The organism is Neobacillus sp. 114 (assembly GCF_030127045.1).
Classification (GTDB): Bacteria; Bacillota; Bacilli; order Bacillales; family Cytobacillaceae; genus Neobacillus; species Neobacillus rhizophilus.
This window is the reverse complement of record NZ_CP126144.1, coordinates 5852076-5864223: the sequence shown is the minus strand read 5'-3', so window position 1 is coordinate 5864223 and position 12148 is coordinate 5852076. Positions and strand designations below refer to the sequence as shown.

General features: G+C 43.7%; 10 protein-coding genes. 8 read left to right on the top strand and 2 right to left on the bottom strand.

The features are described 5' to 3' along the window. Nucleotides 1-8 precede the first annotated feature (8 nt). The gene (locus QNN06_RS28690; protein WP_284037996.1) at nt 9-818 is read left to right on the top strand and encodes a cytochrome c oxidase assembly protein; all 810 of its coding nucleotides are present in this window, start codon (nt 9-11) and stop codon (nt 816-818) included. A 113-nt stretch (nt 819-931) separates the two neighbouring features. Then, entirely contained in the window at nt 932-3127 is a 2196-nt protein-coding gene (locus tag QNN06_RS28685; protein ID WP_213117441.1) for a heavy metal translocating P-type ATPase, read from the top strand. A gap of 145 nt (nt 3128-3272) precedes the next feature. Here QNN06_RS28685 and QNN06_RS28680 read toward each other — a convergent pair whose 3' ends face one another. Further along, the gene (locus QNN06_RS28680) at nt 3273-3425 is read right to left on the bottom strand and encodes a hypothetical protein (RefSeq protein ID WP_213117442.1); all 153 of its coding nucleotides are present in this window, start codon (nt 3423-3425) and stop codon (nt 3273-3275) included. 654 nt (nt 3426-4079) lie between these two features. Here QNN06_RS28680 and QNN06_RS28675 point away from each other — a divergent pair. The 4 genes from QNN06_RS28675 (at nt 4080) to QNN06_RS28660 (ending at nt 9430) form a co-directional block, all read left to right on the top strand. Further along, complete coding sequence (locus tag QNN06_RS28675) at nt 4080-4985, top strand: LysR family transcriptional regulator (RefSeq protein ID WP_213117443.1); 906 nt, start codon at nt 4080-4082, stop codon at nt 4983-4985. Nucleotides 4986-5187: 202 nt separating this feature from the next. Next, entirely contained in the window at nt 5188-5703 is a 516-nt protein-coding gene (locus QNN06_RS28670; RefSeq protein WP_213117444.1) for an acyl-CoA thioesterase, read from the top strand. 29 nt (nt 5704-5732) lie between these two features. Then, entirely contained in the window at nt 5733-6095 is a 363-nt protein-coding gene (locus QNN06_RS28665; RefSeq protein WP_213117445.1) for a hypothetical protein, read from the top strand. Between the two features lie 275 nt (nt 6096-6370). Beyond that, entirely contained in the window at nt 6371-9430 is a 3060-nt protein-coding gene (locus tag QNN06_RS28660; RefSeq protein ID WP_284036513.1) for an efflux RND transporter permease subunit, read from the top strand. Between the two features lie 146 nt (nt 9431-9576). Here the strand turns inward: QNN06_RS28660 and QNN06_RS28655 are convergent, their stop codons facing one another. Next, nucleotides 9577-9894: a hypothetical protein gene (locus QNN06_RS28655; RefSeq protein WP_213117447.1), complete on the bottom strand. Its 318-nt coding sequence runs from the start codon at nt 9892-9894 to the stop codon at nt 9577-9579. Between the two features lie 275 nt (nt 9895-10169). On the opposite strand from QNN06_RS28655, the gene larB reads away from it, so the two are divergent. Next, entirely contained in the window at nt 10170-10928 is a 759-nt protein-coding gene (gene larB, locus QNN06_RS28650; protein ID WP_213117448.1) for a nickel pincer cofactor biosynthesis protein LarB, read from the top strand. Beyond that, nucleotides 10925-11905, top strand: a complete 981-nt coding sequence (gene larC / locus QNN06_RS28645) for a nickel pincer cofactor biosynthesis protein LarC (protein WP_284036512.1) — start codon at nt 10925-10927, stop codon at nt 11903-11905. The genes larB and larC overlap by 4 nt, the downstream gene beginning before the upstream one ends. Nucleotides 11906-12148 lie beyond the last annotated feature (243 nt).

The following is a 12148-nucleotide window of genomic DNA, read 5'->3' as shown; positions in this document are numbered from 1 at the left end:
TGATTGAGGTGCTGTTGCTTGAAGGTCAATCAATGTGGAATGTTCCGTTGTTGGTGATTCTAGCGGGTATTTCTGTTGTTTATTCGTTGTTGTTGCATCGGTTTACGGACATCAAATTGTATCATAGACCACCGCTCTTCTTTTTCCTTGGTATGGGTTTGTTATATTTCGTCCTCGGCAGTCCGTTAACTCTCATCAGTCATCTTTCCTTTAGTTTGCACATGATTCAAATGAGCATTTTATATTTTGTTGCCCCGCCCATTCTGTTAAGAGGGATTCCAGGTCCCTTGTTTCAAATGATTTTGAAAAATAGCCCATACCCAAAATTGAGCAAAGTGTTTTTCTCCCCAAGGCTGGCGTTATATGTTTTTGCGGCATTATTTTTGATGTACCATTTGCCGGTTGTTTTAAACACTTTTTCAAAAAATCCCTTCATTCACAATGGATATATATCGTTCCTATTGCTGTTGTCCTTCGGTATGTGGTGGCCGATTGTGTCGCCTGACCCAAATCAAAGCCTCAGTAAGGGGGAAAAGAAACGATTTGCTGTTCTTAGTGGCTTGCTTTTAATGCCGGCATGTTTATTATTTGTTTTTAGCGCCGTCACAGATGGAATTACCAACCCTTTTCTTACCAGGCTGACAGCCCATCTTTGCCTGCCCTCTCAGGACGCTTCCCTACATATACTCCCCCCTCTATTTAATACAAAGTATGACCAAGCGATGGCAGGATTTCTGATGCTGGGAATTCACAAAATGAGTTTAATGGTAACCTCACGGATAGCAAAGAAGGAGTCCAAAACCCTAGGTGAAATATGAAAAAAGCCGAACTTCAAAGTAAAGTTTGGCTTTTTCATTACTTTATTCTAAAGTGTCCCTATTTTTAATAGAATATATTAATTTGAGGAAACCGAAAGTGGTGAATATAGAGGATGAAGGAAACAGCCCATATAGAGATAAGTGGGATGTATTGCGCCGCTTGCGCCGCCAGAATCGAAAAAGTTGTCTCCAAAATAGACGGGGTTGAGGAAGTGCAAGTCAATCTGACAACGGAAAAGGGGCGCGTTATATTTAGCAAGAATCGGACAAGCATTCAGGAAATTATTAATAGAATCATTAAAATTGGCTATGATGCAAAAATTGACCGGCAGAATCATTTACAGTCCGAGCTCGAGAAACGGAAAGAAATGACGGTTCTTAAGCGGCATTTTTTTGTCTCGGCCTTGCTTACGATCCCTTTAGCGTGGGCGATGTTTGCCCACTTTACATGGGTTTCTTTTATCAAAGTGCCAGAGCTTTTTCTTCAGCCCCTCTTCCAATTTGCTTTTACTATTCCTATTCAATTTGTCATCGGGTTCAAATTTTACGAAAGGGCATGGAAAGCGCTGAAAAGCGGCAGTGCGAATATGGATGTTTTAGTGGTGTTAAGTACATCGGCCGCCTTTTTTTACAGCCATTATTTAACGTTCACGCATTTAAATGCTACAGAACATCCAGTGTTGTATTATGAAACAAGTGCTTTTATCATTACATTTATTTTATTAGGAAAATTTCTTGAAGCTAGAACCAAAATGAGGACCACACAGGCAATCAAGAAGCTTTACCAATTGCAGACGAAAACCGCCACGTTGTTTTTGAATGGAAAGGAATCTCTATCCCCTGTGGACCAGTTGTCTCCGGGGCATGTGATTATCGTGAAATCAGGTGAAAAGATCCCGATTGACGGGCAGGTGATTGAAGGGAACTCGATGGTTGACGAGTCTTTGTTAACAGGCGAAAGCATCCCTGTTGAAAAAAGCAACGGCCAAGATGTTTATGCCGGGACCATCAATCAGAACGGCACTTTAAAAATAAAGGTAACAAAACGGGATTCTGAGACGACGTTGTCGCAAATCATTCGGGTTGTCGAGGAGGCGCAAGGATCCAAGGCGCCAATTCAGCATATCGCCGATAAAGTGACCGGCATTTTCGTTCCGATTATTATTATCATTGCGTTAATTACGTTTGTGCTGTGGTATTGGATGCTTCAGCCGGGGGTTTTAAGCGAGGCGCTTGAGAAGATGATAGCCGTGTTAATTATCGCCTGCCCCTGTGCACTTGGACTGGCGACGCCTACTTCTGTCATGGTCGGCAGTGGACGAGCCGCCCAGTCGGGGATTCTTTTTAAAGAAGGAAAGTTTCTTGAATTACTAGGGAAGAGCACCACTGTTATATTGGATAAAACCGGTACGCTCACGAAAGGAGAGCCGCACGTAACGGATGTGTATGTTGAGCATTTTAGCGAGGAGGAGTTCTTTGCCATCGTCGGCGCTGTGGAAATGGCTTCGGGGCACCCGATTGCAAAAGCCGTGGTAAGGGAAGCCAAGAAAAGAGGGTCCATTTTTCCAAAGGCAAGCGGGGCAGTAGCCTTCCCGGGCTATGGGATAAAGGCGTTTGTGGATGGAAAAGAAGTGTTGATTGCGAATCCAAGTTATTTTTTGAAAAATAAACTTTTCATCCCAGTTAGAGCAGGCAGAGAGATTGCCAGGCTTGAACAAGAAAGGAAGACGGTAATGGCGGTTGCGATTCAGAACCGCTTTGCCGGAATGATAGCCGTTGCCGATGAGGTAAAACCTGCCTCCAAAGCTGTGGTTGCCGACTTGAAAGGGATGGGACTGGAAGTCATCATGCTGACAGGAGACAACCTTGAGACCGCTAAGGCGATTGCGAAAAAGACCGGAATATCAAAGGTGAAAGCAACCGTCACACCGCAGGAAAAGGCGGAAATCATCCGCTCACTGCAGAAGGTAGGAAAGAAGGTGGTTATGGTCGGGGATGGAATGAATGATGCCCCGGCCTTAACTGTTGCCGATGTCGGCATCGCCATAGGGACCGGCTCCGACCTCGCCATCGAATCCGGCGACATTACCGTCATCAAAGGAGATTTGAGCAAGGTGGTCGAGGCTATCCAAATCAGCAAAGCCACCATGACCAACATCAAACAAAACTTCCTCTGGGCCTTCCTATACAACATCATCAGCATCCCATTCGCCATGTTCGGCCTCCTAGCCCCATGGCTTGCCGGCGCCGTCATGGCCTTCAGCTCCGTCTCAGTAGTCCTAAACGCCCTTCGATTAAATAGAACGTGATGCATGGGGACGGTTCTCATGCATCATTTTCAGTGTTTTCCCAATGATACATGGTGATGCACATGGTCGGTTCTTATGCCTCAATTACAAAAGCAGCTTGCCTCCGTAACGGGCAAGCTGCTTTGTTTATTACATAAAAATGATGTTATTTTTTATTGGCTTGGCGTCCGCTCTTTTTCTGGCTTTGTGAACTTGTGTTTCCGATTTGATATTCATTACCTAATTCAATGTCATTCCTTTTATCGTGTTTCTCAATTTGTTCTCTCGTTTGATCCCGTTGCATTCCTTGACTAGACACGATTCATTCCATCTCGCTTTCCAATTAGTCTGTTTAAATTCGCAAAATAAGGCATGAGAAAAAGGGGGTACTGAAGCAAATCAGTATCCCTTTTTTGTGGAATATACAGAAGAAATCCTGGGTTGGGTCTGTTCCGAAGACTTTTCTGATCTCACACAACTATTATTATGTACTCATCCGCAATTTTATATTAGGTCATGGGGACGGTTCTCGTGGCTCACTCTTGAAAGCAGCTTGGTTACATCGCAGGCAGGTTGCTTTTTTCCACAAAGGAAACTCGAAAAATTGCTATACAAATTCCAACATTAATTTTAGACAGTTTTTAAAGAAAAGCCCTACATCACAATCATGAAGGATTTTGGTGAAAAATGTTTCATTATGGAAGTCTAAAGAAAAAGCATTCTCTATTTCCCAAGCAATTTTCGACGAGTTTTTCAATTGCATTCAAGGGAAAATGTGATCTCAACGGGGTTTTTGAGGGATTCAACCAAACGATTGGCGGAATAGAAAAACGGGAAACCTGTAAAAGATAGGTTAGATTTCATTAGGCAGCTTCATTTGAACCTGCCATTTTGAGGCACAAGAACCGTCCCCATGCATCAATTTGTGGTAAACTATATAATATTTTAAATTTATGTAAGGTGTTTGATGTGCTTGGAGTTTAAACAGTTGGAGTGTTTTATTGAGGTTACACGGACGGGGAGTTTTACGACGGCGGCGGAGAATTTGTTTATTACGCAGCCGGCCCTTAGCAGGATTATTAAGTCGTTGGAGGATGAACTGGGGACGCCGCTGTTCATTCGGACGAGGAAAAAGCTGGAGCTGACGGATGCGGGGCGGGTTCTCGTTAAACATGCATTAAAAGTCGAGGAGCAGCTGCAACTATTGAGCGACGAGCTAGATACTGTGCTTAAGTTAAAAACACGGCATGTCCGCATCGGGCTTCCAACAATCACTAATTCGATTTTTTTCTCGCAGCTGATTGCATCGTTCCATCGGGAATATCCCGAGGTGACCTTCCAGTTGGAAGAGGACGGGTCGAAACGAATTGAAGAGAAGATTATCAATGATTTACTCGATTTTGGGGTCGTCGTTCTTTCTGAGGAAAATGACCTTCTAGACAAATATATGTTTGTAAAAGAAAAACTGAAACTGGTTGTTCCTCCGTCACATCGTCTGGTAGGGAAAAAAGAAGTGTCACTGCACGAGCTTAAAGAAGAAAGCTTTATCATGTTCAACAAGGATTTTGAGCTGCGAAATCTCGTCATTACGGCCTGCAGGCAGGCGGGATTTCAACCGACGATTATTTCTGAAACCTCACAGTTGGATTTTATTCAGGAATTGGTTGCGTATAATATCGGGATTACGTTACTGCCGGAGAGCACTTGTTTGGAATTGAAAAATGATTTTAAAACCATACCCGTCACCAATCCGACCATAGAATGGAATCTGGCGCTGATTTGGAAAAAGGATGAACACCTATCCAAGGTTGCCAAAGAATTTATCCGTTTTGCGAGGGTAAAACTGTCGAAGGAAAATCCCTCCACTGGCAATTATTAGAAAGCTTCCTCTTGTAAAAGGGGAAGCTTTTTTTGGTTCTACCTGACAGGAAGCGCCTTCATACGATTTTGTTATGAACACCATGTTCTATCGGCATTGTATATTACCACAGTGGCCGTATTATAATTTTCATGTCAAAAAATTTAATGCCAACAATGAGGCAACCGCTTCGAAAGGCATTTTTATATATAGGGTGATGGAAATGCAAGCAAAGAAAGTGAAAGAAACACGTGTTGTACAAACTGACCAAGTGCTTATTAACGATTTAAACAACTATCATACATTGTTCGGCGGCGTTCTAATGAAGAAAATGGACGCCTGTGCGGTGCTTTCAGCCCGCAGGCATACACGGATCAAGGAATGTGTGACGGCATCAACTGACTCCGTCAATTTCATCGAACCAATCCGCGTCAGTGATTCGGTCTGCATCGAATCCTTTGTCAGCTATACAGGAAAAAGATCGATGGAGATTTTCTGCAAGGTGGTTGCCGAAGACCTTGAAACGGGTAACCGTAGAATTGCGGCTACGGCGTTCTTTACGTTTGTTCCTTTAGATGAAAATAAACGGCCAATCGAAGTGCCGGCGGTGATTCCGGAGACTGAGGAAGAGAAGTTTCTGTTTGAAACAGGCAAAGAACGCGAACAAATCCGCAAGCTGAAAAGGCAGCAAAACAAAGAACTCGTGTCTAAATTGACAGTAGATAAGCCATGGGATTAATTTAATACGAATCAAGGGGGAGAAATAGCATGGTCATTGTTTCTAGCTATAACGAATTGAAAAATGTACAAACAGCTATTGAAAAATTAAATGCATCGATTTATCAAAAATTTATTAATATCATTAAACTGACTCGTCAATTCCATTATGGATATCAATATATGGGCTCATTAATCATGGACGAAGATCCAAATCAATTCCAGCCAATGTCCCAAGATGATTACGTCTTATCAGTTTACAAAAAGGAAATCGATAAACTCAAAACAGACAACAAATTCCTAGACTTAAAACAACTCCTAAAAAGCCACCAACAATTAGGCTACGTAAACATAAGCAAACTAGCCCTAGGAGAAAACCCACAAGCCCTAGTCGGCCCAATGGTCCTGCGCTAAGTGATGCATGAGGACGGTTCTCGCGTCCCACGTCCCACCTAGCACATCCCGCAATTGAAAAAATCATCTTAAACTCCTTCAGCCTTTGGGCTGGGGGAGTTTTTTTTCGTCCACCACTTTGACACACAATAACCGTCCCCATGCCTCATTCCCTCTAGGTCTGAGGTCTTAGTTACAATTACAGCAGCTGCCCGAGGTTAATGGAGGGTTGGAAACCCTATAATAAAAAAGGTAAATACATCCAAATATATCTGAGTATAAAGGGGAAGAGGAGTTTGAAATCGTGGATTAGGTTTTCGTTAAAGAATGCAGGGGTTATTTTTATCGCCATGTTGATGGTGATTGCTGGGGGGATTTATTCCATCAAGACGATGAAGATGGAGTCGATGCCGAATGTTGATATTCCATATATCATTGTCCAGGTTCCGTATGTCGGCGCTACTCCGGAGCAAGGATTAGAGGATATAGGAAAGCCGCTGGAAGAAACGCTGTCGGGAATTAAGAAGCTTGATAACTTATATATCGAAGCTCACAGTAATGTGGTTGTCGGAGTTCTGGAGTTTGAGATGAGCAAGGATATGGATGAAGCGGAGAAGGAAGTCACGACCGCAGCCTCAACCATCAAGCTGCCTGCCGGTGCAGAAAAACCGGAAATTCTAAAGGATGGTCCTTCCGCCATGCCGGTCTTCACCTTTGCGCTGTCGTCGGAAACCGCCAATCAATCCGACCTGACGCAATATATCAACGATCGGATCAAGCCGGCATTGACCGGAATTGACGGAGCAGGCTCAATCGATATTTCCGGTGAAACCGAAAAGGAAGTCGCCATCAAGCTCGATCCGGAAAAAATGAAGCAGCACAGTGTGACCTATGAAACGGTCAAGCAAACACTGCAGTCCCACCATTTTTCATTCCCGGCTGGGCAGGTCAATATCAATGAAAAAACATTCAACGTGCAGGCCGATTTTAAGCTTGATTCGGTTGAGGATGTTAAATCAATTCAAGTCTTAGCACAAGGGCCAACGGGCACGATTGAAAAACTGCAACTGGCCGACATTGCTGACGTTTCTTACACAAACAAACAAGAAATGGTGTATACCCGTCTCAACGAAAAGCCAGCGGTCCTTGTGGAAATGAAGGCACTGCCTGGCGCTAATACTGTTGAAGTCGTTTCACAGGCAAAGGATAAGCTTGATGCACTGGATCTTCCCGCTGGCTACACCTTAACGAAATTATATGATACGTCAAAAGAAGTGAAAACATCCGTCGATGGCATGCTTCGTGAGGTATTGCTGGGAACATTGTTCGCTGTGATTGTCACTTTTCTTTTCCTGCGTAACATCAGGGCAACGCTGGTGGCCGTGCTTTCCATCCCGCTGTCCATCCTGGCCTCGATGATTACGCTGAAATATTTTGATTATAGCCTAAACATGATGACACTCGCGGGAATCGCCGTGGCAGTCGGCCGCGTCATTGACGACTCGATTGTGGTCATCGAAAATGTGTACCGCCGCACATTAACAAGCCCGAACCGAAATGAAAAGCTGGTGCTGACAGCAGCAAAGGAAGTGGGCGGAGCCATCACTTCTTCAACGCTGACAACGATTGCAGTCTTTGGCCCGCTTTCCTTTGTACCTGGAATCATCGGCCGGTTCTTTGCCCCGTTCGGTATTACGGTCATCGTGGCACTCGCGTTCTCACTGATTGTTTCATTAACCGTCGTGCCGCTGTTGGCAAAATTATTTTTACTTGGAATCAAACACAAAGAGGTCAAGGAATCCATTTTTGAAAAAGCCTATCGACATACGCTTGCATGGGTGTTAAATAAACGGGCAGTCACCATTATTCTGGCTGTTGTCCTGTTTGCAGGGTCACTCGTCTTGGTTCCGCTGATTCCAAAGAACTTCCTGCCGCAGGAAAAAGCGGTATCGTACCGTCTGACAGGCGATTTACCTGCTGGAATTTCGCTGGAAAAATCAAACCAAATAGCTGTGAAGATGGAAGAAATCCTTAAGCAGGAAAAACAGGTGAAACATGTCCAAACCGTTGTAAATGGTGAATACATTCGCTTATCAATTGATCTGAAGGATAACACTACAAAAAATCAAACAACTGATTTTGAGAAAAATGTCAGGGATGAAGTTGAAAAACTGGACCCTCAAATGCTAGTAGCGCTTAGTCCCGTTGGCCTTGTTGGAACAAGCGGTTTGGCGTTAATGGTCGAGGGCGGGAATGCCAAGGATTTAGAGAAGGCTGGAAAAATGATCACAGAAAAACTGAAAGGTATCGATGGGCTGGAAAATGTCGAATCCAACCTTTCTGGAGTGAAGGAACAGCTGCAGCTGGAAATTGATGATAAAAAAGCTGCTGAAAAAGGGTTAAACCCAATTATGGTGGCGGGCTACGTGAGAGAGTTGATTTCCGGAGACACGGTCGCTAACATGCAGGTGGAGGGGAAAACCACAAGCATTCACTTGTCATTAGCAGGGGATTCGTTAGACTCCATTGATAAGATTATGAGCCAAAGCATGGCGAATCCAATGGGACAGCAGGTCACCCTTTCCGAAGTGGCAACATTGAAAAAGGCACCAAGTCCGTCGGCGTTATACCGGTTGAATCAGCAGCAATATGTGCAGGTGACGGGCCGTATCACGACTGATAATGCGTCGGGTGTGCAGGCTGAGGTCGATAAACGGATGGCCGAGTTGGATTTACCGGCAGGGATCACCTATCATTCAGAAGGTCAGGCGCAGGCGATGAATGAAGGCTTTACGAATATGATGATTGCCATGGCAGTCGCTGTTGTACTGGTGTTTATCGTGATGCTTGTTGCATTTGGCAACACGTTAATGCCCGTTGCGATTCTCTCGTCGCTGCCATTTTTATTCTCCGGTGGATTGCTGGGATTGTATTTGACGAACCAGGCACTAGGAATACCGGCTTTAGTTGGATTTTTAATGTTAATCGGAATCGTGGTCACCAATGCAATTGTGTTGATGGACCGGGTGAAGCAAAATGAACAGAAGGGCATGGAGTTAAAAGCCGCGCTGCTTGAGGCCGGAAAAACACGCCTACGTCCCATCCTGATGACGGCACTCGCGACAATCGGCGCCCTATTGCCATTAGCCCTATCCAACGAAGGCGGACTTATCTCCAAATCACTCGCCATCGTCGTCATATCAGGCTTACTAACATCCACCCTGCTCACACTCGTCATCGTCCCAACCATGTACCATCTACTAAGTGGTGCACGGGGACGGTTCTTGCGCATCATTGCCAAGGGTGAAAAACGAAACACGGGGACGGTTCTTGCGTTTCATCAGCAAAAACAGTAAAAAAAAGCCCGACTATCTATCAAAGGAAACGGACGAAATCTCTTTCTAATAGGTTGTCTTTATTGATGGTGCCAATAAAAAATGCACATGCGGTTTGCATCCCAAATCTCATGTGCATTTTTTGTTACATTAGGGTTTACAGCTGTTTATTTCTTTTCGACTTTTACTAACCCTTTTCCGAAATTATGCTTATCAAAATAGCAAATGACCGTATCGTGAACTTGAACCCTTTCACCCTCGATGATTTTATCCGCAGAAAATTCGATTTTCGTCCCGTCGGTACCCTTACCGTAGTATTGCTCACCTTTAATATCGGTAATTTCGTATTCTATTGTAGTGAACCCCGAGGAATCGCTGCTTTCCGTTGTCGTATTGTTCACAGGAGAAGGTGTATTATTTTTCAGCAAAACCATTGCCAATAAAACTGATAAAAGAATAACCAAGATAATTAGTCTTTTGAACATATTGCTAACCCCCATAAATGTATTTTATGAAATGAAAGACAAAAGTAATATCCCTCTAAATTCCTTCGGTCTTTATACCTATAAAGGGCTCACTCGAACCTTTTATTGAGGCGCAAGAACCGTCCCCATGCCTCACATGTGCTTTTTAAAGAAGAATATTCTATAATTGGGTGGGCCGGCAAATAGCGGCTTTCAAAGTATGTTTGGACCAGCCGAGGAAAATAATAGATGATATGGTTTGGTTCGAACAAGTTTGTTTAAGGTGTGTGAAAACTATGTTAGAAGAGATATTGTCGCAAGTCCAAAGTGGCAAATTAACGGTTGCTGAGGCGAAAGAAAAGTTAGCCACCTATGAGAATTTAGGGTTTGCAAAGGTCGACCATCACCGGAAGGATCGTCAAGGGTTCCCGGAAGTGATTTATGGGGAAGGGAAGACGCAAGAGCAGATCCTTTCCATTATCCAAGCAATCCGATCAAAAGATAACGATGTATTAGTGACACGAATTTCAAAAGATAAGGCTGATTATATCCTTCGGGAACATCCTGAATTTATTTATAATGAAACAGCGCAAATTCTCTTTTGGAAAAAGAACACCACTAAAGAGGATGATTATCAAGGCTACATTGCTATTGTTTGCGCAGGCACGTCCGATCTGAGAGTGGCAGAAGAGGCCGCGGTTACGGCCGAAGCACTGGGAAGTAACGTCCGCCGCTTTTATGATGTAGGTGTTGCAGGAATCCATCGCTTATTTGATAATATTGAACAAATCCAACAGGCGACAGTCTCCGTCGTTGTTGCAGGCATGGAAGGGGCGCTGCCGAGTGTGGTTGGCGGGCTTGTCTCCCATCCGGTCATTGCCGTTCCAACGAGCATTGGATATGGTGCAAATTTCAATGGTTTGTCTGCACTGCTGACGATGTTGAATTCTTGCGCCTCAGGTATCAGTGTGGTCAATATCGACAATGGATTTGGTGGAGCATACAACGCTGTCCTGATTGATAACATCGCGAAAAAAGGAGCAAACAAGGGATGAGAACACTTTATATTGACTGTTTTTCAGGGGTCAGCGGGGATATGTTTATCGGCGCCCTCCTGGATGCAGGTGCAGATCCAGCTATTTTAGAAAAAGAATTAAAAAAACTTCATTTTGAAGATGAATATCATATAAACTGGAAGAAAATCGTGAAGAACGGAATTACTAGTACGAAGTTTGATGTGTTGTTAACACAAGCTGGGCATAACCATCATGAGCATGATCACCATCATCATGAACATGATCATCATCATGAGCACGACCATCATCATGAACATGATCACCATCATGAGCATGACCATCATCATGAACACGATCATCATCATGAGCACGACCATCATCACGAGCATGATCACCATCATGAGCATGACGATCATCATGAGCACGACCATCATCATGAGCACCACGACCATCATCATGAACATGACCACCATCACGAGCATGATCATCATCACGACCATGGACATCATCACCGCTCATACAGTGATATTGTAAAAATGATTGAATCATCTGCTTTGGCAGCTGAAGTAAAAGCGACTTCGTTAAAAATCTTTCGGAAAATTGGTGAAGCAGAAGGGCATATTCATGGTGTGCCATTAGAAAAGGTTCATTTTCATGAAGTAGGTGCCGTCGACTCCATCATTGATATTGTTGGTGCAGCAATTTTACTTCATCAACTAGATATACAGAAAGTAAAGTCCTCACCTATTCCTGTCGGTACAGGAAGAATACATATCGACCATGGTATTTATCCAGTCCCTGCACCAGCCACATTAGAAATTTTAAAAGGTGTGCCAATTGAACAAAGCGATGTCAGATTCGAACTCACAACCCCAACAGGTGCAGCGATTGCAGCCGTACTGTCAGAAGAATTTTGCACCATTCCATCATTTGAAGTAAAAGCTATTGGCTATGGGGCCGGCACAAAAACCTTCAAAGACCGTCCAAATGTCCTTCGGGTCATTATTGGAGAGTAAGCGATAGGATTAAAAAAAATATTCAAAAAGCGGATAAAGGTGTCAGCCCTTAATCCGCTTTTTTTTTTGAAAAACTATTTTTCTTTTAAGGGAGAATAATCAAAACAGAATGGGAAAAATAGAATGTAAACCCTGTTGTCGAGGGCCGAGAATGCGTTGTTTATTAAAGTGTTGCAAGTGAAAGGTGGTATTTTTCCATTCTTGTGTGGTGAGTGTTGAAAAAATAAACAAAATCAATCTATT